The organism is Reyranella sp. GW821-FHT14A01 (assembly GCF_058803965.1).
The window spans coordinates 26,988-49,967 of the sequence record NZ_JBXAPM010000013.1 but is presented as its reverse complement, the minus strand read 5'-3'; the positions used below and the strand labels follow the sequence as shown (position 1 = coordinate 49,967).

At 66.4% G+C, this 22,980-nt stretch carries 21 protein-coding genes; 9 read left to right on the top strand and 12 right to left on the bottom strand.

Going from position 1 to position 22,980, the window contains the following annotated elements:
* Positions 1-5 precede the first annotated feature (5 nt).
* Positions 6-968 carry a LysR family transcriptional regulator gene (locus AC1ROX_RS22720; protein WP_493129398.1) on the bottom strand — a complete coding sequence of 321 codons (963 nt, stop codon included), beginning with the start codon at positions 966-968 and terminating at the stop codon, positions 6-8.
* Between the two features lie 232 nt (positions 969-1,200).
* On the opposite strand from AC1ROX_RS22720, the gene AC1ROX_RS22715 reads away from it, so the two are divergent.
* The 4 genes from AC1ROX_RS22715 to AC1ROX_RS22700 all read left to right on the top strand — a co-directional run bounded on the left by AC1ROX_RS22715 (position 1,201) and on the right by AC1ROX_RS22700 (position 4,102).
* A complete protein-coding gene (locus AC1ROX_RS22715) occupies positions 1,201-2,496 on the top strand; it encodes a hypothetical protein (RefSeq protein ID WP_493129396.1) in 1,296 nt (431 codons plus the stop codon).
* A gap of 1 nt (position 2,497) precedes the next feature.
* Positions 2,498-3,115 carry a GNAT family N-acetyltransferase gene (locus AC1ROX_RS22710; RefSeq protein WP_493129394.1) on the top strand — a complete coding sequence of 206 codons (618 nt, stop codon included), beginning with the start codon at positions 2,498-2,500 and terminating at the stop codon, positions 3,113-3,115.
* A 14-nt stretch (positions 3,116-3,129) separates the two neighbouring features.
* Positions 3,130-3,696, top strand: a complete 567-nt coding sequence (locus AC1ROX_RS22705; protein WP_493129392.1) for a GNAT family N-acetyltransferase — start codon at positions 3,130-3,132, stop codon at positions 3,694-3,696.
* A 142-nt stretch (positions 3,697-3,838) separates the two neighbouring features.
* Positions 3,839-4,102, top strand: a complete 264-nt coding sequence (locus AC1ROX_RS22700) for a hypothetical protein (RefSeq protein WP_493129390.1) — start codon at positions 3,839-3,841, stop codon at positions 4,100-4,102.
* A gap of 12 nt (positions 4,103-4,114) precedes the next feature.
* Here the strand turns inward: AC1ROX_RS22700 and AC1ROX_RS22695 are convergent, their stop codons facing one another.
* The 8 genes from AC1ROX_RS22695 to AC1ROX_RS22660 all read right to left on the bottom strand — a co-directional run bounded on the left by AC1ROX_RS22695 (position 4,115) and on the right by AC1ROX_RS22660 (position 13,760).
* The gene (locus tag AC1ROX_RS22695; RefSeq protein WP_493129388.1) at positions 4,115-5,002 is read right to left on the bottom strand and encodes an ABC transporter permease; all 888 of its coding nucleotides are present in this window, start codon (positions 5,000-5,002) and stop codon (positions 4,115-4,117) included.
* A 5-nt stretch (positions 5,003-5,007) separates the two neighbouring features.
* Complete coding sequence (locus AC1ROX_RS22690) at positions 5,008-5,949, bottom strand: ABC transporter permease (protein WP_493112694.1); 942 nt, start codon at positions 5,947-5,949, stop codon at positions 5,008-5,010.
* A 9-nt stretch (positions 5,950-5,958) separates the two neighbouring features.
* Positions 5,959-7,476 (bottom strand): ABC transporter substrate-binding protein, encoded by a 1,518-nt coding sequence (locus tag AC1ROX_RS22685; RefSeq protein ID WP_493129386.1) that lies wholly within the window; start codon positions 7,474-7,476, stop codon positions 5,959-5,961.
* Positions 7,473-8,552, bottom strand: a complete 1,080-nt coding sequence (locus AC1ROX_RS22680; protein ID WP_493129384.1) for an ABC transporter ATP-binding protein — start codon at positions 8,550-8,552, stop codon at positions 7,473-7,475. Before AC1ROX_RS22680 ends, AC1ROX_RS22685 begins: the two co-directional genes overlap by 4 nt.
* Positions 8,549-9,532 carry an ABC transporter ATP-binding protein gene (locus AC1ROX_RS22675; RefSeq protein ID WP_493129382.1) on the bottom strand — a complete coding sequence of 328 codons (984 nt, stop codon included), beginning with the start codon at positions 9,530-9,532 and terminating at the stop codon, positions 8,549-8,551. Before AC1ROX_RS22675 ends, AC1ROX_RS22680 begins: the two co-directional genes overlap by 4 nt.
* Positions 9,533-9,691: 159 nt before the next feature.
* Positions 9,692-11,503 (bottom strand): gamma-glutamyltransferase family protein, encoded by a 1,812-nt coding sequence (locus AC1ROX_RS22670; RefSeq protein ID WP_493129380.1) that lies wholly within the window; start codon positions 11,501-11,503, stop codon positions 9,692-9,694.
* A gap of 73 nt (positions 11,504-11,576) precedes the next feature.
* A complete protein-coding gene (gene ygfZ / locus AC1ROX_RS22665; RefSeq protein ID WP_493129378.1) occupies positions 11,577-12,452 on the bottom strand; it encodes a CAF17-like 4Fe-4S cluster assembly/insertion protein YgfZ in 876 nt (291 codons plus the stop codon).
* A 90-nt stretch (positions 12,453-12,542) separates the two neighbouring features.
* Entirely contained in the window at positions 12,543-13,760 is a 1,218-nt protein-coding gene (locus AC1ROX_RS22660) for a hypothetical protein (protein ID WP_493129376.1), read from the bottom strand.
* 183 nt (positions 13,761-13,943) lie between these two features.
* On the opposite strand from AC1ROX_RS22660, the gene AC1ROX_RS22655 reads away from it, so the two are divergent.
* From AC1ROX_RS22655 to AC1ROX_RS22640, 4 genes are read left to right on the top strand one after another with little or no spacing between them, the layout of a single operon-like run.
* Positions 13,944-14,936, top strand: coding sequence for an MDR family oxidoreductase (locus AC1ROX_RS22655; RefSeq protein WP_493129374.1), 993 nt, complete (start codon positions 13,944-13,946; stop codon positions 14,934-14,936).
* A 39-nt stretch (positions 14,937-14,975) separates the two neighbouring features.
* Positions 14,976-16,301 (top strand): omega-aminotransferase AptA, encoded by a 1,326-nt coding sequence (aptA, locus tag AC1ROX_RS22650; protein WP_493129371.1) that lies wholly within the window; start codon positions 14,976-14,978, stop codon positions 16,299-16,301.
* Between the two features lie 33 nt (positions 16,302-16,334).
* Positions 16,335-16,970 carry a LysE family translocator gene (locus AC1ROX_RS22645; protein ID WP_493129369.1) on the top strand — a complete coding sequence of 212 codons (636 nt, stop codon included), beginning with the start codon at positions 16,335-16,337 and terminating at the stop codon, positions 16,968-16,970.
* Positions 16,971-17,024: 54 nt separating this feature from the next.
* Positions 17,025-18,431, top strand: a complete 1,407-nt coding sequence (locus AC1ROX_RS22640) for a phospholipase D-like domain-containing protein (protein ID WP_493129732.1) — start codon at positions 17,025-17,027, stop codon at positions 18,429-18,431.
* On the opposite strand, the gene AC1ROX_RS22635 is transcribed toward AC1ROX_RS22640, so the two are convergent.
* Both AC1ROX_RS22635 and AC1ROX_RS22630 read right to left on the bottom strand, forming a co-directional pair.
* The gene (locus tag AC1ROX_RS22635) at positions 18,422-19,081 is read right to left on the bottom strand and encodes an endonuclease/exonuclease/phosphatase family protein (RefSeq protein WP_493129365.1); all 660 of its coding nucleotides are present in this window, start codon (positions 19,079-19,081) and stop codon (positions 18,422-18,424) included. The two genes, AC1ROX_RS22640 and AC1ROX_RS22635, sit on opposite strands and share 10 nt — an antisense overlap.
* Positions 19,082-19,086: 5 nt before the next feature.
* A complete protein-coding gene (locus AC1ROX_RS22630; RefSeq protein WP_493129363.1) occupies positions 19,087-20,889 on the bottom strand; it encodes a cation:proton antiporter domain-containing protein in 1,803 nt (600 codons plus the stop codon).
* 77 nt (positions 20,890-20,966) lie between these two features.
* Here AC1ROX_RS22630 and denD point away from each other — a divergent pair, with 77 nt between their 5' ends.
* A complete protein-coding gene (denD, locus tag AC1ROX_RS22625) occupies positions 20,967-21,971 on the top strand; it encodes a D-erythronate dehydrogenase (protein ID WP_493129361.1) in 1,005 nt (334 codons plus the stop codon).
* 20 nt (positions 21,972-21,991) lie between these two features.
* On the opposite strand, the gene AC1ROX_RS22620 is transcribed toward denD, so the two are convergent.
* On the bottom strand, positions 21,992-22,801 hold the full coding sequence (locus AC1ROX_RS22620) for a class I SAM-dependent methyltransferase (protein WP_493129359.1): 810 nt from the start codon (positions 22,799-22,801) through the stop codon (positions 21,992-21,994).
* Positions 22,802-22,980 lie beyond the last annotated feature (179 nt).

The window sequence follows — 22,980 nt, the reverse complement described above, 5'->3', positions numbered from 1 at the left end:
GGCCCCTAAGCGGCGGCCATCGAGCCGCTGCTGCGCGGTGTCGTGGAGAACCACTCGCGTTCGTCCTGGCGGAACTGGTCGCGCACATAGTCGATCACGGTGCGGATGCGAGCGCCCTTGTTGGTCTCCTCGTGGCTGACCAGCCAGATGTCGCGGACGATCCTGAGGTTGATCGGCGCCGCCACCAGGTTCGACGACTTGGCGATGTAGTCGGGGAACACCGAGATACCGTAGCCGGTCTGCACCGCCTCCATGGCGGCGTAAGACGAGTTGGTGCGCAGGACCACCGAGGTGCTGCGCTCGACGACTTCGCTCCACGGCTTCATGGCGGGCAGGCTGTGCAGGGTGGTGTGGTCGACGACATGGTGGTCGCGCATGTCCTCGAGCTTCTGCGGCAGCCCGTACTGCTCGATGTAGGAGGGCGCGGCGAAGATCGACATGTTGACCTGGCCGACCCGCGCCGCGACCAACTGGTTGGACGTGGGACGGAAGAAGCGGATGGCGAGGTCGGCCTGGCGGGTGGCGAGGTCGAGCACCTGGTCGCCGGCGATCACCTGCACGATGATGTCGGGATGGGTGCGGCGCAGCACGCCCAGCCGGGGCACCAGCCAGTGGGCGGCGATGCCCTCGGTTGCGGCGATGCGGACGATTCCCGCCATCTCGCGGTCGAGGCCGGCCAGGTGCCGCTCGATCGCCGTGGCGTTGGACATCATCGATTCAGCCTGCACGAGCACGCCACGGGCGGCCGGGGTCACTTCCATGCCGTGGCGATGGCGGTCGAACAGCTTGGCGCCCAGACGCCGCTCAAGCGCCTGGATGCGACGGCCGACCGTCGTCTGCTTGGTGTTCAACTGGGTCGCAGCGGCGCTGAAGCTTCCGGTTTTTGCAACCGCGAGGAAGAAACGAACGTCGTCCCAGTCGCCGAGAATGTTCGGCACCTTGTTCTTGCGCGGAGGGATCGAGACCATGGTGACAATCGTTACAATAAGAGTTGCGCCCACGCATACCTGACGGGAGCCTCATGGTTTACCCTACACCATTATCCATGAAATGTCGTTTTTTGTCTTACTTTTAGGGGGTTAGGCGGTTCTTCGCACCGTGCCCGGACCCTCCGGCGCATCCAGTCCCCATATTCGCTAGCCAATCTTTCGGTTGTATGTATCCGGATTGACGCTCGCAACGAGACAGGGAGTGCTGCCCGTGGCCGCCATCGGCTCTGACGGAAAATCCACGCCGGCCGCGGTTGGCGCCGGCAAACTCAGCCGTTATCTGCGCAGTCCATCGACGCGGATGGCCGCCTTTGGCGGACTTTTAACGTACTTGAGCTATGCGTATGCGCACATCAGTTGGGCTAACCCCATGCTGATCGGCGTGTCAATCTTCGTTGGGATATTCCTGCCGAGCTACGCCAAGCTCAGTAACAAGGCTGAATTGTGGGCCAACAACCAGTTCGGGTTCGTTACGGCCGGCCGGCTGGGCCGGTTCATCCCGCAGTTGGCTTTCAACCTGGTGATGTTCTGGCTGATGTTATGGGGGGGTGCACTCAACCAGCTCGGAATGGCGTCCGTCGGCGGCGTAGCGGGTGCTGCGCTCGTGACGACCTTGGCGTCACAGGGCACGCAATATCTCGGCGGCTTTCTCGTGGCGCGGGGCGTGGGCGACGCCAATCGCAACACGCTGGTCGGAATCCTGGTGAACGTCACATTGGCGGCGCTGGGTACGGCGGGTGTGCCAGGCGCGCGCGAGGGCTTCCTTTTCCTGGGCTTCGGCCTCGGGGGAACCCTGTTCCTGATCGGACTGCTGTCGGACCTGCGGTCGGTTGCGGCGCCCAAGGGCGGCATCGGCCTCTATTTCGGCACGTTCAACCCGTTCCACAACACCCACCTTTCGATCATCCAGAAGGCGATCGACGAGCGCGGGCTCGACAAGGTCATCATCCATCCGGTGCTGATCCCCAAGCTGCACGTCGATGCCTTCCGCAAGGGCGAACTGCGGGTCGGCAGCCTGAGGGACGGCTTCCAGATCTACGAGAAGACGGACAAGGCCGATTCCAACGTCGACTATTTCCCGACGGGAAATGTCTTCCTGCCGCCGGAGACGCGCGTGGCGCTGATCAAGTTGGCGCTGGCCGAGGCCGGCATGGCCGACAAGGTCGAGGTCGCGGTCTATTCCGAGACCTACTACGCCAAGGGGTTCCAGGGCGTGATCGCCGAGATCAAGCGGCGTCATCCCGGGGCACGTCTCCACACGCTCCACGGCACCGATTTCGGCGGCATGCTGGTGCGCCAGATCTCCGACGAATGCGGCTGGATCTACCCCTGGTGCATCCTGCGCCGGGACCAGATCTCGGCAACCGCCATCCGCCGCGGCGCCAAGGGCATGACACCCTCCATCGTCACCGATGTGCTTGCACAGATTTCACAAAATCTTCCGATTGTTTCGGCCGGAGGCCGGCGCTTTCGGAATGACAACGGCGTTTTGACTGAGGGGAACTGAAATGACTGAACAGGAGACGACGGGCCCGAGCAACCGGCCCGAGATCACGATCAAGCTCGCGTCGACTTCCGACGAGATGATGCAGTGCTTCATGCTGCGCGCCGCCGTGTTCATGGGCGAGCAGGAATGCCCTTACTGGGAGGAGTATGACGGTAACGACTACACCGCCAGTCATCTCATTCTGTACGTCGACGGCGAGCCGGCCGCGTCGATCCGCGTCCGCTGGTTCGCGGGCTTCGCCAAGCTCGAGCGCGCGATCATCCTGAAGCGCTACCGGTCGTACGGCCTCTTCCTGCCGTTCGTGCACTGGGCCAAGGAATTCTGCCGCAAGAAGGGCTATCCCAAGGCCTACCTGCACGGCCAGAAGCGGCTGTGGCCGATCTTCGAGAAGGACGGCTTCCGCAAGGTCGACGACAAGGTCTTCCACTTCTCCGATCATGAGTACGGCGCCTTCGCCTGCGATCTCGAGGTCGGCGACAACGCCCCGACCGTGCTGACCGATCCGATGGTGCTGAACCGTCCCGAGGACAAGCTCGACATGCCGGGCATCCTGGAAGAATCGATGGAACGGGGAGCGTCCTGTCCGCATGCGGGATGGACCGAACGGCGCGCGAGCTGAGGGGAGTGAGAGACATGAGCACCAACACACGTTCGATCGGCGGCCAGTCCGTCGTCATCAAGTCAGCCATGAAGATGGAGGACTCCCTTCAGGCGTTCGCGGTCCGCGCCGCCTGCTTCATCGGCGAACAGGACATTCCCTACTCCGAGGAGTTCGACGGCCACGATTTCGGCGCCACGCACCTCATCGCCTATCTCGGCGAGGAGCCGGTGGGCGCCGTGCGCCTGCGCTGGTTCCAGTCCTTCGCCATGCCGGAGCGGCTGGCGGTGATGAAGCGCTTCCGCGGCAACGATATCGGCCAGCTCCTCATCGAGCGCTGCGCCAGGCTGGCCGAAGCCCGGGGCTGCAAGACCCTCTACACGCAGTCCCTGCCGCAAGACATCAAGTACTGGGAGAAGCACGGCTGGCGCCGTCTCGAAGCCGATGACACGGGCAAGGGGCCGAAGCGCGTGGTCGCGATGGTACGGCCCGTCGACCCGAGCAAGCCGCTACCGGAGACCGACGCGCCGGAGTCGGTGGTCCTGCGCAAGGAGCCGCAGCTCGACCCGTCGGGCCTGCCGCTCGGTGGCGAGCGTGCCTGAAAGCGGTAACCCCCACGAAGGTCTGAAGAAGATCATGCCGGATCGTCCTCGCCAGCCCGTTTTTTTCGGGTAGGCTTCGGGGACGGCCGGCGATTGGTCGGGGGAGCAGCGTACCAGGCGTGAAACGCCAGGCGGGTAAAACATGACGGACGTCTTCGAGATCATCGTCGAACCGAATATACGGCGGCGGCGCGGACGTGCGCCTCTATCTGAGAAGAAGCGGGCGGCGGCGTTGTTTCGGGTGTGGCATGGCGTGCGGGAGATGATCGAGGAGGCCGAGCGTCTGGGCGACGGCGAACTCGTGCACTTCCTGGCAGTGTCCCAGCTCCTCGTCGAGGAGCGGGTCACGATGCTGACCAGCGGCGTGCCTGCCTTCGCGCTCGCGGATACGTCGCTGCCGAACTGACGTCCCGGCCTGCTACTTGTGCCGGGGGTCGAGCGCGTCGCGCAGGCCGTCGCCCAGCAGGTTGAACGACAGGACCGCGAAGAAGATCGCGAAGCCCGGCCAGAAGGCCATCCATGGCGCCTGGGCGATGAAACGCTGGGCCGAGTTCAGCATGCTGCCCCAGGACGGCGACGGCGGCTGCTGGCCGAGGCCGAGGAACGACAGCGCCGCCTCGGCGATGATCGCGCCGGCGATGGCCAGCGAGGCCTGCACCAGTAGCGGCGGCACGATGTTGGGCAGGACGTGGCGCATCGCGATGCCCCAGTGCGGGTTGCCGACGGCGCGGGCGGCCTCGACATAATCCTCGACCTTGGCGCCCAGGGTCTGTCCCCGCGTCAGGCGGATAAACACCGGTGTCGCGGTGACGCCGATGGCGATCATGGCATTGCTCAGGCTCGGCCCGAGGAAGGCGGCCAGCGCGATCGCCAGGATCAGGAATGGGATCGCGAGCATGGCATCGACGATGCGCGACAGCACCGCGTCGATCCAGCCGCCGGCATAGCCCGCCAGCAGGCCGAGCGGCACGCCGATACCCAACGCAATGACCACCGACACGAGGCCGGCGCTGAGCGAGGCGCGGGCGCCCCAGATGATGCGCGACAGCACATCGCGACCGACCTCGTCGGTGCCGAGCCAGTGGGCCCATGACGGCGGCTTGCGTACCTGCGTGAAGCTGGTGGCGATGGGATCGTAGGGCGAGATCAGTGGTGCCAGGAGCGCCACGAGGACGAACAGCACGACGACGGCCAGGCCGAACATCGCGCCCTTGCGCCGCTTCAGGCGCCGCCAGGCACGCGCCCAGGGATTTTCCTCGCGCGCATCCTTGGCGGCGACGACGGGGGCGAGTGTGGTCGTGGTCATCGCGATCAGCCCCTCAGCCGCGGATTGACCAGCACGTAAGCCACGTCGGCCAGCAGGTTCAGCACGATGTAGGTCGTGGCGGTCACCAGGACGACGCCCTGCACGACGGCGTAGTCACGGTTGAAGACCGAGTCGACGATCAGCTTGCCGAAGCCCGGGATGGTGAAGATCTGTTCGGTCAACACCGCGCCCGACAGCAGTGTGCCGAAGTCGAGGGCCAGCAGGGTGATCACCGGGGTCATGGCATTGCGCAGCGCGTGCTTCAGGACGACGCGTCCCTCACGCAGCCCCTTGGCGCGAGCGGTGCGGACATAGTCGGCACCCATCGCCTGCAGCATGGCGCTGCGCGTGTGGCGCATCAGGACGGCGGCGAGCGCGTTCCCCAGCACGAAGGCCGGCATGATCGTGGTGGCGAAGCTCGCCTGCCAGTTCTCGCCCAGCCGCACGTAGCCCGAGGCGGGCAACCAGCCCAGGGTTACCGAGAACAGGAAGATCATCAGGATGCCCAGCCAGAAATTGGGCGTGCTGAGGCCCCACAGGGCGAAGATGTTGGCGCCGTAGTCCCAGGCGGTATCTTTCTTCACCGCCGAGATGATGCCGGCGGGAATGCCGATGCCGATCGCGATCAGCAGCGCCATCGCGGCGAGCTGCAGTGTGACTGGCAGCTTCTCGGCCACCAGCGAGGAAACCGAGGCCTTGAGCCGCATCGACTCGCCCAGGTTCCCGGAGAGCACACCCTTGATCCAGTAGAAATACTGGACCGGGATCGGCTCGTTCAGCCGGTATTGCTCGCGGATCTCCTCGAGCACCTTCGGGTCGCGCTCCTCTCCCGCCATGATCAGCGCCGGGTCGCCCGGCAGGAGCTGCTGCAGGCCGAAGATCAGCATCGACACCAGGATCAGTGTCGGAATGATCTGCAGCAGTCGCTGGGCAAGGAACGCGAGCAAGGTCTGGTCTTACTTCAGCTTGACGCCGACGACGCGGACGAGCCCGTCGGGCATCTGCTTGTAGCCCTCGACCTTGTCGGACAGCGCGACCAGCACCTGCGTGTGATAGAGGTACATGATCGAGCCCTCGGCCAGGAACTTGGCGGCGACCTTCTCGTAGGCCTTCTTGCGCACGGCGGGATCGCTCTTGGCGCGCGCCTCGGCATGGCCCTCATCGACCTCCTTGCTGCAGAACTTGCCGTTGTTCTGCGGCGAGTTGCAGGTCTGGAACGAGTAGGAATTGCCGTCGGGATCGCTGCGGCCGCTCCAGCCGATCAGGTAGAGCTGGAAGTCGCCGTCCTCGGCCTGCTTCAGCGAGGTCGCGAATTCGGTGACGCGGATCTTGAGGTCGAAGCCCGCTTCGGCGGCCATCGACTGCACGACTTCGGCGACGGCGCGCGTCTCGGGGCCGTTCGGCACCATGAAGTCGACCGTGAGCGGCGTGGTGACGCCGGCTTCCTTCAGCAGCGCCTTGGCCTTGGCGACGTCGCGCTTGGGGATCGGGAAGGCCTGCTGGTAATAAAAGTTGGTCGGGTTGATCCACTGGTTGCCCGGCACGAACTCGCCGTTGAACACGACCTGGTTGATCGCCTCGCGGTCGATCGCCAGTTCGAGTGCGCGGCGGACGCGGGCGTCCTTGCCGAGCGGCGCGTTGGCCTTGGCACCGGTCGCGAGGTTCATCGTCAGGCCGACATAGCCCAGCTGCACCGCCTTGATCAGCTTGAGCTTGGGATTGTCGCGCACCGTCTTGATGTCGGTCGCCAGCACGCGCTCGATCATGTCGAGGCCGCCGGAACGCAGGTTGGCGAGGCGCACCGTGCCGTCGACGATCGGCAGGTAGGTGATCTTGTCGATGAAGATATTGTCCTTGTTCCAGTAGTCGGCGAACTTCTCGACGACGATCCGGTCCTGCTGGACACGCTCGACGAACTTGTAGGGGCCGGCGCAGACCGGCTTCAGGCCAAACTTGTCGCCTGCGGCCTCTGCCGCCTTGGGCGAGACCATCATGCCGGCGCGATCGGTGAGCTGCGCCAGCAGCGGCGAGAACGGCTCCTTGAGCACCAGCTTGATCGTCATCGGATCGACGACTTCCACCTTGTCGACCGAGCCCAGCTCGGGCTTGCGGAACGAGCCCTTCATATTGAGGTGGCGGTCGAGGCTGTACTTCGCGGCCTGCGCGTCGAGCACTTCGCCGTCGTGGAACTTCACACCGGGACGGAGTTTGATCGTGACTTCCTTGCCGTCGGCCGACGTCTCGTGGCTGAGCCCGAGCTGCGGCACGATCGCGAGCTTCTCGTCGATGTCGAACAGCTTGTCGCAAATGGAAGCGAAGACGATGCGGCCGACATAGGTGCGGGCGAGCGTCGGATCGAGCACGTCGGGATCCTCGGCAAGGCCCACGCGCAGGTTGCTCTGGGCGGCCACACCGGAGAGGGCGAGACCCATAAAGGTGGCAGCCAGCGCCAGCCGGTGGAACGTCTTCTTCATGTTGCCTCCGTATGTGAAGTGACGAACGCCGCCTGAAGGCGGGCCAGTCGTATCCGGTCTTGCTTGTTGCCCGTTCCCTCGGCGAGCGGGGGGGCGGGAGGAAGTTCGGGCCACCAGGGGCAGGCCGCGGCGTGGCCCGCGCCGTCGTCGATAAGTTCCGGGACGTCGACCTTGCAGGACGCGCGGGCGTAGACGCAGCGCGTATGGAAGCGGCAGCCCGGCGGCGGGTTCATCGCGCTCGGGATATCGCCTTCGAGCAACGCGCGCTCGCGCACCACCGTCGGGTCCGGCTGCGGCACGGCGGACAGGAGCGCGCGCGTGTAGGGGTGACGCGGGCTGCGGAACAGTTCTTCGGTCGTCGCGGTCTCCACGATCTTGCCGAGATACATTACGGCGATGCGGTCGGCGATGTGCTTCACGACCGCGAGATCGTGACTGATGAAGACGTAGGCGAGGCCGAAGCGTGCCTGCAGCGAGCGCATCAGGTTGATGACCTGAGCCTGGATCGAGACGTCGAGCGCGGAGACCGGCTCATCGGCCACGATCAGCTTGGGTTCGACGGCAAGGGCGCGGGCGATGGCCAGCCGCTGGCGCTGGCCGCCGGAGAATTCGTGCGGATAGCGGCGGGCATGTTCGGGCCGCAGACCGACCAGTTCGAGCAACTCGCCGACGCGCGCACGCCGCGCCGCTTCCGACGTGGCGAGGCCATGCAGCATCAGCGGTTCGCCCAGCATGGCGCCGACGGTCATGCGCGGATTGAGCGAGGCGTAGGGATCCTGGAAGATTACCTGCATCTGCCGGCGCTGCGCCCGCATCTGCGATTCGGAGAGGCCGAGGAGGTCCTGGCCTTCGAAGCGCACGCTGCCGCCGGCCGGTTCGAGCAGGCGCAGCACGAGGCGGCCAACCGTCGACTTGCCGCAGCCCGATTCGCCCACGACCGCCAGCGTCTCGCCGGCATCGAGATGGAAGTCTACGCCATCGACGGCGCGGACATGACCGGAGACGAGGCCGAAGACGCCGCGCTTCACCGGGAAATGCTTTTGCAGGCCCCGGACCTCGAGCAAGGGGCCGCTCATGCCGCGACCTGCGAGAGCGGCGCGCGGCGGCAGCGCGAGAGGTGGCCCGGCGCGACCTCGACCAACGGCGGTGGGGAGGCCAGGCACTCGGGCTCGACGAAGGGGCAGCGCGCGGCGAAGCGGCAGCCGGGCGGCGGGCGCGTCATGTCGGGCACGCGGCCCTCGATCGAGGGCAGGCGCTCGCGCTTTTCGTCGAGACGCGGGATCGAGCCCAGCAGTCCGACCGTGTAGGGATGCTCGGGCCGGGCGAAGAGATCGCCAACGCTGGCGCGCTCGACGATCTGGCCGGCGTACATGACGGCCACGTCGTCGGCCATTTCCGCGACCACACCGAGATCGTGGGTGATCAGGATGATGGCGGTGCCGGTGTCGCGCCGCAGGCCGCGCATCAGGTCGAGGATCTGCGCCTGGATGGTGACGTCGAGCGCCGTGGTCGGTTCGTCGGCGATCAGGAGCTGCGGACCGCAGGCCAGCGCCATGGCGATCATGGCGCGCTGGCGCATGCCGCCGGACAGTTTGTGCGGATAGTCGTCGATGCGCTTCTCGGGCGAGGGGATGCGCACCAGCTTCAGCACGTCGATGGCGCGTGCCCGCGCCGCCGCCTTGTCGAGGCGCTGGTGGCGCTGGATCGCCTCCACGATCTGGTCGCCGATCGTGTAGGAGGGATTGAGCGAGGTCATCGGCTCCTGGAAGATCATCGCCAGCCGCGCGCCGCGCAGGTCGCGGATCAGGTGCGCGTCGAGCGTGAGCAGGTCGCGCCCCTCGAACACCACCTGGCCCGTGACCTTGGAATTCTCCGGCGGCAGCAGGCCCATGATGGCCAGCGACGTCACGCTCTTGCCGCAGCCCGATTCACCGACGAGGCCAAGCGTGCGACCGCGCCCCAGCGCCAGATCGAGACCGTCGACGGCGTGGACGATGCCGTCATCGGTCGCGAAATCGACCTTGAGGCCGCGCAACTCCAGCAGCGCTTCACTCATTGATGCGTGGTCACGCTTCTCCTCCCCATTCAAATGGGGAGGTGTCGGCGTCATACGCCGACGGAGGGGTCAGTTTCGTTGCGCCAGAGAGGGTGACCCCTCCGGCCTTGCAGGCCACCTCCCCATTTGAATGGGGAGGAGGAAAGGAGGCGACCTGCATCAACGGCCCGCCGCGTAGCCTTGCATGCCGCGCGGATTGGCGGCGGCCTTGCGCCACGGATCGTCGCGCGTCGCGGCGGTGAGGCGGCCTTCCGACCATTCGTCGTTCACTTCGACCTCGTGGCCGCGCTTCTTCAGCTCGGCAACAGTGTCCTTGGGGATGCGGCCTTCCACCACCAGCACGCCGGGTCGCGCGGTGCGCGGCCAGAAGGAGGAGGGGAAGTGCTCGCTGTGCCAGGCCGGCGCGTCGATCGCCTCCTGCAGGTTCATGTCGCAATGGACGTGGCGCAGGAAATGCTGCGTGACCCACTGGTCCTGCTGGTCGCCGCCCGGCGAACCCCAGACCATGTACGGCTGGCCGTCGCGATGGGCGAGGGTGGGCGTGAGCGTGCTGCGCGGCCGCTTGCCCGGCGCCAGAGAACCCGGCAGGCCCTCTTCCAGCCAGAACATCTGGCCGCGCGTGCCCAGCGGGAAACCCAGTTCGGGAATGACCGGCGAACTCTGCAGCCAGCCGCCCGAGGGCGTGGCCGAGATCATGTTGCCATCCTTGTCGATGATGTCGAAATGCACGGTATCGCCGTTGGTCTGGCCGACGCGGCCCACCGTCGGCTCGCCGGCGCCGCTCGACGCCACGCCCAGCCGCACGCCATCGGCGCGACGCAGCTTCACGACGCCGCCATAGCCGTCGACCTTGCCGGGACGCTGCTCCATCGAGGCATAGGCCGGATCGACCAGCTCGCGGCGGTCGGCGTTGTAGGCATCCGACAGCAGCGTCTGCATCGGCACGTCGACGAAGGCCGGATCGCCGTAGAAGGCCTCGCGATCGGCATAGGCCAGCTTCAGGCATTCGACCTGCAGGTGGATGAAGTCGGGGCTGGTCGGATCCATACCGTCGAGGTCGAAGCCCTTGAGCAGGGCGAGTTGCTGCAGAACCACCGGGCCCTGCGTCCAGGTGTGCGCCTTGCAAACCGTGTACCGACCGTAGTCGTAGGTGAGCGGCGCCTCGACGGTGGCCTGCCACTTGGCCATGTCCTGGCCGGTCAGCACGCCCCTGTTGGGCCTGCCCGAGACGTCCATCACGTCCTGGGTGCGGCAGAAATTGTCGATCGCCTCGGCCACGAAGCCCTGGTTCCAGGCCTTGCGTGCGCGCTCGATCTCGGCCTCGCGCCCGCCGCCGCCGGACTCCGCCTCTTTCAGGATGCGGGCATAGGTGTTGCCCAGGGTGACGTTGCAGAAGAGCGACTCGGGCTTGGGCACATCGCCGCCCGGCAGGAACACGTCGGCCGATGTCTTCCAGTGGGTGCGGAACTGCTCGGCGACCGTGGCGATGGTCGCGCTCGCACGCTCGACAAGGGCGTGGCCGTTCAGCCAGTAACCGATGGCGGGCGACAGTACGTCGGCGAGGCGCATCGTTCCGTAGTCGCGCAGCACGAGCATGTAGGCGTCGAAAGTGCCCGGAATGCAGGCAGGCAGGAGTCCCGTGCCGGGAATGAGGTCGAGGCCAAGGCCTTTGTAGTGGGCGATGGTGGCACCGGCCGGCATCGGCCCCTGGCCGCAGACGACCTCGGTCTTGCCGCGGCGGACGTCATGCAGGATCAGCGGCGCATCGCCGCCGGGGCCACACAGATGCGGCTCGACCACCTGCAGGGTGAAGGCGGTGGCCACGGCCGCGTCGAAGGCGTTGCCGCCGCGCTCGAGGATGCCCATGCCGACGGCGGTCGCGATCCAGTGCGTGGAGGTGACGACGCCAAACGTGCCGACGATCTCCGGCCGTGTGGTGAAGGGATTGGGATTGATACGGTTCACTGGCATCTCCTCGCGCGACCGGCGCGGAGAGACCTTAAAGCCCGTGGGCTCTAGCCGCTAGAGGGCCGCTAGAGGGCCACTAGGGGGCCGCGGGATCGGGCAGCCGCATCCAGAGCGGGATTTCCGGCACGATGCGCGCATCGCCTGCCGTCAACGCGCCGCCGCCGCGCGCAGCATCGAGGCGTAGCATTGCCAGCGCGCGATTACCGGTCCCGGAGCGCAGCTCGCCCACTTCCTCGCCGTCCTTATGGATCAGGGTGCCGGGCTCGGGCAGTGCGCCCTCGACCTTGACCGGAAACAGGCGCTTCTTGATCAGGGCGCGGTACTTGGTGCGGGCCGTCAGCTCCTGGCCCATGTAGCAGCCCTTCTTCCAGTCGACGCCGTTCAGCTCGTCAAAACCGTTCTCCAGCAGCAGCGCTTTCTCGATCTGGAGGTCGCGGCTGCCGTCGGGCACGCCGAGAGGCAGGCGCAATGCGTCATAGGCAGCAAGTGGCGCTTCGGCGAAGCCGCGCGCCGAGAGGAGCGAAACCGCCTGTCCCGCCGGAGTGATCACGCGGACGCCGAGCGTTTCGAGGCGGGGATCGACGAACGACACCGCCCCTTCGATGCCGAGTGCCTTCGAGGCGTCGTCGCCGAACGCGGCCGCGACCTCGTGCGTGGCGCCGAGGTCCTCGACGGTGACCTTGGAGCGCAGCGTGTACATCTTGAGCTTCTTCGCGAGGGCCGGCGCCCGCTCGCGCTCGGTCTCGAGGAAAAAGGTCTCGTTGCCGGCGTCGGCCACGAACATGTCGTTGAGGAACCGACCCTGCGGCGTGAGGAGCGCCGCCCAGATGGCATGGTCCGGCGCCACTTTCCGCGTGTCGTTGGAGATCAGGCCCTGCAGGAACTCGACGCGATCGGCGCCCGCGACGGAGATGACACTGCGATGAGGCAGCAGGCTGAAATGGAACGGCATGTTGAAGCAGAGTTGGGGGCGGGCCCGGCCGTTGGCAAGCGCCTCATGGCCACAAGCGATGTGTGGATACTTGCCGGCCGACCGGAGAGCTCAGCGCGTTGCGTGCTTTCTTTGCCGATCGTCCGCGACGGCCAGCCGGACGGTTGCAGCACGCCGCGGCGGCCAGGCGAAGAGGCTGCAATCGATGCCCAGATCGCTCAGTTGGCCAATCGCCTCCTCGCGAAGGGTCGGGTCGGCCAGCCGATCCCGCTCGGCATCCTCCGACGGGCGCATGTGGCTGCCGTGGTCACTGCGGGTGCCGTCGAGCGAGTTCCCGATCTTGCTCTCGATGGCGCGCATATGATCCTTGCGCACCAGCCGCACGGCCGCGGGCAGCATCGGCCATTTGCGCCGGCTGTCGGAGAAATGGTCGAGCAGATGCGTCGCCGTTTCGACCGGCCGGTCGATCAAGTTCTCATAGGGGATCAGCTTCACCAGGTGCGGAAACCGCTCGGCCTGGATCTGATATGAAATGAACTGGCGCGCGTAGGAGACCAGCGCCGCGTCGAACAGATATTCCCGGAACGACATGTCGGCGACCGGGCGACCGCGAAACAGGTGGTACGCCGGACTCACATGCGCCTGACAGTAGCGGAAATAGGAGTAAGCCTGGTCGACCGGGTTGCGATAGACGAGGGCGATCGGCGCTCCGCGTCCCCTGCGCGCCGCGCGTTCCATCGCCGGCACCTTGACCGGTGCATAGTCGTAGCTCGCCAGGTCCACGGGCGTGTGCCGGTAGCTCTTCTCTTCGTGGAAGCAGTCGTAACCGGGCACGTGAAACGAGGTTTGCCGCCACCAGTGCCTGGTCGGCACGATGTCCTGGAAGCCGGGACATACCGTATGACCGATGAACATGTGCTCGGTCGGCAGGGTCCCGGCGACGCGAAACAACGGACCGCCTCTGAAGCGGTTGAAGTCGAAGGCCGCGCCTTGCGGATTGCCGATGACTTCGCCGGTCAACAGATCATCGAGCCGGCCGCCCTGTTCGAGATGGCAGACGAACGAGAAAAGATAGCGCAGGAACCAGGTGCCCGAGCGCGGTACGGTCGACAGGACGGGGAGGCAATAGGGTCCGAACATGAAACTCGGTACGCAAGAAGCGCCCTCTCTCTCCCCGTAATCAAATCGACAAATCCAGTTTATCAGGGTTGGAGCGCCCCGGGCGCGTCTTTTTTCACTTTTGTTGCAGTGGCGGCGCATATCTCCATACACGTATTTGTATGTGTTGCCGTAGCGAGAACGACCGATTTTTGCGGATTTTGTGGACATGTCGAGCAGGGTGAGCCGCCGCGATCGATCATTGTCCTCACGCGCCTGTGAGCATCACGAACGCCAGGAGCGCTGCAGAGCGTGGATCGGCTGCCGCAGCTGGCGAAACGGGACCATCGGCAACACTGTCTGGCGCGCTGCGGCCTTGCTACAGAGGGCCTGTCAAATGTTGAGGGAGCTTCCATGACTTTCCGCGCGCTTGTCTTGAACCAGGGTGCCGACCGCAAGGTCAGCGGCGCCATCGAAACCCTGTCAGAGGACAAGCTGCCGACGGGCGATGTCGTCGTCGCGATCGATTGCTCGACCCTGAACTACAAGGACGGTCTCGTGCTCACGACGGGCGGCGGGCTGGTCAAGACGTGGCCGCATGTCGGCGGCATCGACTTCGCGGGCACGGTCGAGACATCCGACAATGCCGCGTTCAAGGCGGGCGACAAAGTCGTGCTGAACGGCTACCGCGTCGGCGAGCTGCACTGGGGTGGCTACGCCACGAAGGCGCGCGTGAAAGGCGACTGGCTGGTCAAGCTGCCGGCGTCCCTCTCGACCAGGCACGCGATGGCGATCGGCACCGCCGGCTACACCTCCATGCTCTGCGTCATGGCGCTCGAGAAGCACGGCATCGATCCGGCCAAGGGCGAGATCCTGGTCACCGGCGCGGCCGGCGGCGTCGGCTCGGTCGCCGTCGCGATCCTGGCGAAGCTCGGCTACGCGGTCGTCGCCGCGACCGGCCGGCCGCAGGAGGGCGACTACCTGAAATCGCTCGGTGCCACGACCATCATGGACCGCAAGGAACTGACCGAGGCGCCCGACCGGCCGCTGCTCTCGGAGCGCTTCGCCGGTGTCGTCGACACGGTCTCCGGCGTGATGTTTGCAAAGGCGCTGGCGCAGGTGAAGTACGGTGGCGCGGCGGCGGTCTGCGGCCTCGCGGCCGGACCTTCGTTCCCGGGATCGATTCTGCCCTTCATCCTGCGCGGCGTTTCCGTCTACGGCATCGACTCGGTGATGCTGCCGAAGGCCCCGCGCGAGGAAGCATGGCGTCGTCTCGGGAGCGACCTGCCGCTCGACAAGCTCGACAGCACCGTGACCGAAGCGGCGCTGGGCGACCTGATGGCGCTGGCCCCAAAAATCCTCAAAGGAGAGATACGGGGCCGCGTAGTTGTCGATGTGAACAAGTGATAGCGTAACCCAACGTTCATTTTGCCCGAAGGTCTGCCGATGACGCCGCCGAACACCACGCCTGCCGCCAACAATCTCGAAGCGTTCTTCATGCCGTTCACCGCGAACCGGCAGTTCAAGAAGAACCCGCGCATGCTGGCCAAGGCGAAGGGTGTTCACTACTGGACGCCGGAGGGCCGCAAGATCATCGACGGCACCGCGGGCCTGTGGTGCGTCAATGCCGGCCACGGCCGCGAGGAGATCAAGGCGGCGATCGCCAAGCAGCTCGACGAGATGGACTATGCGCCGTCGTTCCAGATGGGCCACCCCAAGGCGTTCGAGCTGGCGGCGCGGCACGCGGCCCTGCTGCCGGGCGACCTCAACCACGCCTTCTACTGCAACTCCGGCTCCGAGGCGGTCGACAGTGCGCTGAAGATCGCGCTGGCCTATCACCGCGCCAACGGCCAGGGCACGCGCACCCGCTTCATCGGCCGCGAGCGCGGCTATCATGGCGTCGGCTTCGGCGGCATCTCGGTCGGCGGCATGGTGAACAACCGCAAGTGGTTCGGTGCCATGCTGCCGGGCGTCGACCACCTGCCGCACACGCACCTGCCGGAGAATGCCTTCTCCAAGGGCGAGCCGGAGAACGGCGCGCATCTGGCGGACGCGCTCGAGGGCATCGTCAACCTGCACGACGCATCGAACATCGCCGCCGTGATCGTCGAGCCCTGCGCCGGCTCGACCGGCTTCCTGCCGCCGCCCAAGGGCTACCTGAAGCGCCTGCGCGAGATCTGCGACAAGCACGGCATCCTGCTGATCTTCGACGAGGTCATCACTGGCTTCGGCCGTCTGGGCACCGGCTTCGCCGCGGACAAGTTCGGCGTCATTCCCGACCTGATGACGGTGGCCAAGGGCATCTCCAATGCCACGGTGCCGATGGGCGGCGTGTTCGTGCGCAAGACCGTGTTCGACGGGCTGATGAACGGGCCGGAGAACGCCATCGACCTGTTCCACGGCTACACCTACTCCGCCCATCCGCTGGCCTGCGCGGCCGCCTCGGCGGTGCTCGACATCTATCGCGACGAGGAGCTGTTCGCGCGTGCGGCCGAGCTGTCGCCGTACTGGGAAGAAGGCATCCACTCGCTGAAGGGCCTGCCCAACGTCACCGACATCCGCAATCTCGGCATGGCCTGCGGCATCGACCTCGCCCCCGCAGGGCCGGTCGGCACGCGCGGCTACAACGCCTTCGCCAAGGCGTTCGAACTCGGCCTGATGGTGCGTCAGTCGGGCGACGCGATCGCGATGTCGCCGCCGCTGGTCATCGAGAAGGCGCAGATCGACGAGATCGTCGACATCACCGCGCAGACGATCAAGGCCGTCGCCTAAGGCGCCCGGGAGAAGAAGCGCGAGGAGGACGAGATGGTGTCGCTGACGGCCCTGGCAGCCTTTGCCGCCGTCGCTCTCGGCATGGTGCTGTCGCCCGGGCCCAACATGGCCTATCTCGTCTCGCGCTCGATCTGCCAGGGCCGGGCCGCCGGCCTCATCTCGCTGGGGGGCGTGGCGCTGGGCTTCGTCGCCTACATGCTGCTGGCGGCCTTCGGCATCACGGCGCTGCTGTTCGCCATTCCCTATGCCTACGATGCGCTGCGCCTGGCCGGCGCGGCCTATCTCGGCTGGCTGGCCTGGTGCGCGCTTCGGCCGGGCGGCCGCTCGCCCTTCGAGGTGCGCAACCTGCCGCCCGATTCGCCGCGGCGCCTGTTCACCATGGGCCTGCTCACCAATCTCCTCAATCCGAAGATCGCCGCGCTCTATCTCTCGCTGCTGCCGCAGTTCGTCGATGCCGGCCGCGGCGACGTGCTGGGCCAGACGCTGCTGCTCGGCTCGACGCAGATCGCCATCAGCCTCGCGGTCAATGCGCTGATCGTGCTGGCCGCCGGATCCGTCGCCGCGTTCCTCGCCGGCCGGCCGTTCTGGATGGCGGCGCAGCGCTGGTTGATGGGCACCGTGCTGGCGACGCTCGCGGTACGCATGGCATTCGACACGGGTCGCCGCTAAAACCGTTACTCGACCAGCCGCGCGGCGACGGGCGAGGAACCAGGCGTAGTGATCATCGATTCCAATCTGACGGCTTTGGTGGGTGTGGCCGCCGCGATGGCCCATGTCGCCATCGCCGGCTCCGTCACGGTCCACGTGCTTCTCTACAAGCGCAGCGTCGGCGCCGCCGTCTCATGGATCGGCATCGCCTGGCTCTCGCCCTTCATGGGCGGGTTGCTCTACGCCATCATGGGCATCAACCGCGTGAAACGGCGGGCTCAGAGGCTGAAGCGCCAGCGCTTGCCGCCGGCTGTTGCCGCCTCCGAGACCGTTGCGGCGACCGATGCTTTGACTCCGCTGGAATACGCGGTCGGCCGCCTGACGGGCCTGCCGTCGAAGCCGGGCAACAAGGTCGAGATGCTGCACAGCGGCGACGAGGCCTATCCGCGGATGCTCGAGGAGATCCGCCGGGCCCGGAAGACCGTCGGTCTCTGCAGCTACATCTTTCGGGCCGATTCGGCCGGCGAGAAGTTCCATGAGGCCCTGATCGAGGCCCATCAGCGCGGCGTTCAGGTGCGCGTCCTGATCGACGGGATCGGCGGCGGCTATTTCTGGTCGGGCACCTACGATCGTCTGCACAAGGCCGGCGTCCCGGTCGCGCGCTTCCTGCATTCGTATTTCCCCTGGCGCACGCCGTTCCTGAACCTGCGCAACCATCGCAAGGTGCTGGTGATCGACGGCCGCGTGGCCTTCACCGGCGGGCTGAACATCGGCGAGGAGAACGTCGTCACCGCCAACCCGGCCCATCCCGTGCGCGACACGCATTTCCGCATCGAGGGGCCGGTCGTCGAGCAACTCACCGACGCTTTCGCCGACGACTGGCTGTTCACGACCGGCGAACAACTCGACGATGACGACTGGTTCCCCGCCCTCGAGCCGGTGGGCACCGTGGCGGCCCGCGTCGTTCCTTCCGGTCCCGACGAGGACATGGAGCAGATCGAGTTCGTGGCGCTGCACGCCATCTCCTGCGCGCGCCAATCGATCCGCGTGGTGACGCCCTACTTCCTGCCGGGCGAGCCGCTCACCATGGCGCTGGGCCTGGCGGCGATGCGCGGCATCAAGGTCGATATCCTGCTGCCGGAGAATTCCAACCACGTGATCCTCGACTGGGCGCGGCAGGTGCCGCTCGCGCCGTTGATCCAGGCGGGCTGCCGCATCTGGCTGCTGCCGGCGCCCTTCGATCATTCCAAGCTCATGACGATCGACGATTCCTGGTCGTTCATCGGCAGCGCCAACTGGGACACGCGCAGCTTCCGCCTGAACTTCGAGCTGAACGTCGAACTGCACGATGCCGCCTTCGCACGACAGATCGTCGAGGCAACGACGCCGGAGCGCGTCATGACGCTGGCCGACATCGACGGCGTGCCGCTGCCGATCCGCCTGCGCAACAGCGCGGCGCGGCTGCTGCAGCCCTATCTGTAGAAGCGCTTCAGCCTGTCCTTGCGGGCTCGTGACGGGGTGGGCTCGGCGTGAGGGCCTTCGAGGTGCAATTCGAGCCTGATCGGCCGGTGATCGGACGGGCCGAAATCGAGCGCGGCAGAGGCGCGGCAGACGAGCCCGTGAGCCAGGCAGCGGTCGAGGCGGACCGGCATGACATTGCCGGAGAGGTGGGTCGGCTCGCGTGGGCCGATATCGGTGAAGCCGGGCAGGAAGATCGGACCGACGGCATTGTAGTCGCCGATGATCGCCGACGGCTTTCCCTGCAGCGAAGCGGCGATGCGGGCGAGCTGGCGGCGATTGAGAAGCTGGCCGTGCGAGAGATGGACGTTGGCCAGCGTGATGTCGCCCATCTGGATGATCTGCGCGCGCCGGCGCGGCAGGCGCCCGGGCAGGCGCGAGGCCGGTAGCGACAGCGCCACGGGGCGGGGGATGTGGGTCGGGCTCCAGACGGCCAGCCCGTGAATCCGCCCCAGCCACGACAGTCGGTAGAAATGGCCGCCGACCAGGCTCGGCAGCGCCTCGATATGCTTCGTCGCCTCCTGCATGAGAAGCACGTCCGGCTTCTGGATGTTGACGAGTGTCGCCACGTCTTCGACGGCGGCGCCGGTGAGGCGCAGCAGATTCCAGCTCACGACTTTCAAGTCCGGCCAGCCTTCTCGCGACGGGCGCGGCGGATCTGCGCCGTCATCGATCCCGTGCCGCCGGCGGCGGCCTGCAGCTCATTCCTCACCTGCTCGCGCCGCTCGTGGATCGAGGCGATGACCAGGCCCATCGGCACGCCCAGGCCGACCAGCGCCGACTCCGCGAGCTGGAGGCTGGCCTCGATCGTCTCTGGTACGGTGTCGGTGACGGCCAGCGTGTAGAGATGGCGGGCATGCTGGGCATCGTGGGCGCGCGCCACGATCATCACGTCGGGACGGCGGGCGCGCACGGCCCGCACGACATCGTCGACGACCGCCGTGTCGATGGTGACGATGACGCCGGTCGCCTCATCGACGCCGCAACGTTGCAGGAACAGCGAATTGGAGGCATCGCCGAAATACACGGGGCGGCCGAGCTTGCGCCAGCGATCGACGCGCGCCGCATCGTGGTCGGCGGCGATGTAGGAGATCTCGTGCTTGTCGAGCAGGTCGCAGACGAGCTGGCCGACGCGTCCATGGCCGACCACGATCACCCGCTTGGCATGATCGGCGGGCGGCAACTGGGTCGCCGGCGCATCTCCCGTCACCTGCTTGGCGACCTGGCGTCCCGCGCGTCTCGCGAACAGCGACACGAAGGGCAGCGTGCCCATGGTGAGCGACACGACCGCAAGAACGCCGGCGGCGACGCCGGGATCGACCAGGTCGAACTGCGCCGCGAGGCCGATGCCGATGAAGGCGAACTCGCCGCCCGGCGCCAGCAGCAGGCTGGTCTCGACGCTGGCGGCCCAGGGCACGCCGAACAGGCGGCAGAGGGGAACCAGAAGGGCCGTCTTGGCGACCATCATGGCCATGAAACCGCCGATCACGAGCACCGGTTCCCGCCAGATGAAGCCGAGGTCGATATGCATGCCGACCGAAAAGAAGAAGACGCCCAGCAGCAGCCCGCGGAAAGGATCGATCATCGCCTCGACGGCGCGGCGATATTCCGTCTCCGCCAGCAGCAGGCCTGCAATGAAGGCGCCCAACGCCATCGAGAGACCGGCGAAGGCCGCGATCACGCCCGAACCGACGGCGATCAGCAGGGTTGCCGCCATGAAGAATTCCGGATTGTCGGTGCTGGCGGCCAGCCGGAACAGCGGCTTCAGCACCAGCCGGCCGACCAGCGCGATCACTGCGACGGCTACGGCCGCCTCGACGACCGCGATAATGACGCCCTGGACGACCGAGCCTTCCGAATGGCCGCCGAGCGCACTGATCAGAAAGAGGAGAGGCACGACCGCCAGGTCCTGCGCCAGCAGGATGGCGAAGCTGGTACGGCCCGTCGTCGACATCATGCGCCGCTGGCCGGACAGCAGTTCCATCACGATCGCGGTGGAGGACAGCGCCAGACAGGTGCCGATGATGAGCGAGGCGGCGGCGGGCTGGCCGAACCACAGGGCAAACAGGCTGATGACCAGGGCCGAGAGGACGACCTGCAGGCCGCCCAGGCCGAAAACCAGCCGGCGCATGGTGATCAGGCGGCGCATCGACAGTTCGAGGCCGATGAAAAACAGCAGGAAGACGATGCCGAGGTCGGCGATGAAGGCGATCTGCCTTTCCCCCGTCACGGTCAGCCAGTCGATGGCGCGGGAATAGTCGGCCAACCGGCCGAGTCCGTGGGGGCCGAGCGCGGCGCCGACCACCAGGAAGCCGAGGACCGGGCTGATCTTGAGGCGGTGCACGACAGGTGCGACGACGGCCGCCGTGCCCAGGACGATGAGCGCGTCCTTGAAGACATAGATATCGCTGGGGCCTGCCATATCCCGCAAACATAGACTGCGAGCGGCGATCTGTGCACACTTTCGTCGTCACACAACGAAATCGGGACGGAAACGACATGAAGGTGGTCATCACCGGCGGCGCAGGCTTCCTCGGCAAGAAACTCGCCCGGCGCATCCTTCAGCAGGGCGAGATCGCGGGCGCTTCAGGCCAGCCCCAGAAGGTGAGCGAGCTGCTGCTGTTCGACGTCGCAAAGGCGGAAGGGCCGGGCCTCGACGATCCAAGGGTCAAGACGCTGGCCGGCGACATCTCCAATTTCGCGACCGTGCAGTCGATCGTGCAGGGCGCCTCGACCGTGTTCCATTTCGCCGCGGTGGTCAGCGCCGGTGCCGAGGCCGATTTCGACCTGGGCTACCGGGTCAATCTCGACGGCACGCGCAACGTCCTCGAAGCCTGCCGCGCACTCGGCACCAATCCGCGTGTCGTGTTCACCAGCTCGCTGGCCGCCTTCGGTGGTGATCTTCCGCCGGCAGTCACCGACGACACGCCGCTGACGCCGCAGACTTCCTACGGCGCGCAGAAGTCGATCGGCGAGTTCCTGGTCCGCGATTACACCCGCAAGGGTTTCCTGCGCGGCACCGCGGTCAGGTTGCCGACGATCTGCGTGCGCACGGGCCTGCCCAACAAGGCGGCTTCGACCTGGGCGAGCTCGGTGGTGCGCGAGCCGCTGACCGGCATCGACGTCGTCTGCCCGGTCACGCCGGAGACGATCATGGTGGTCCTGAGCCCGCGCAAGACGGTCGATGCGTTCATGCGCCTGCACGACCTGCCGCACGATGCTTTCGGGCCGGGCCGCACACTGCTGCTGAACGGCATCAACGTCACGGCAAAGGAGCTCGAACAGGCGGTCGGCCGCCACGCCGGCAACCGCACGGTCGGCAAGGTCGTGTGGCAGCACGATCCGGCGATCCAGAAGATCTGCGACGGCTGGCCCCAGGGCATCGATTCGGCGCGTTCGCGTCGCCTCGGCTTCGAGACCGACAAGGATCTCGACGAGGTGGTGCGCAATTTCATCGCCGACGACATCGACGAGCAGATGAAGATCGCAAGACCGACAGCCTGACGGCTGGCGTTGGCCTGAGGCTAGCGGCCGCGCAGCATCCGCAGGCCGTTCTGGAGGTGACGCATCGGCCCCCAGACATGCCGCGTCCGCATCATGTGCCAGCGCTGCGGCTCGTTGTCGGGGCCGGCGATGGCCCCGGCATCGTCGACGAAGTCGGTGATGCCGACGGCATCGGTATCCCACGGACCGGTCGTCTTGAAGATCGTGGTCTTGGCGCCGTAGCCCTGCAGGGCCCGCGACATGCCGGACGCCATGAAATCCATGTAGCGCGGCAGGCTCTCGGGGCGGCAGAGATAGCCCTTGTTGAAGCCGACGGCGAGCAGGCGGAAGTGGAACGGGTTCTTCTCGAGGTAGCGGATGACCTCGGTCGTATTGGCCGGGTAACGCGGCGAGAAGAAATCGTCGATCACGACGATGCCCTCGGTATTGACGATACGGTTGGCGAACTCCAGCTCGCGATAGACGGCCGTCCCGGTATGCTCGCCGTCGATGTGGAACCAGCGCACCGACTGGTGCATTGCCTGCAGGTCGAGCTTGGCCGGCAGGTCGGCCGAGGGACCCGACAGCGGCACGATATTCGTGGCCTTGGCGCCGACCGATTCGATCGAGCGATGGACGGCGGCTTCATCCAGCCTGAGATCGCAGAGGTAGAGCTTCTCGTTGCCCTTGCGATAGGACGCCAGGACCGAGGCCGACCGGCCCCGCCAGACGCCGATCTCGAACAGGTCGCCCGAGGTCCCGGTCTGCTGATCGAGCAAGGCACGCCAGACGCAATAGGACTGGAACATGAACCAGCCCGGAATTGCGTCGATTTTCTCCCAACTGAGCATCCACCATCCTCGTTTGCCGCGCCTTGCTAACAGCGCCCCTTCGACGCTGCAAGCCGTCAACTCTTGCACCTGCAGCACGGGTCCTGTAGGCCCGCTCGCGGGGAAATGCCAACAACTACAGTCGCATACAGGGCCGCCGTCGGCCTCCTTTGGACCTTGGTGCTCTGGCATAGCTGGGA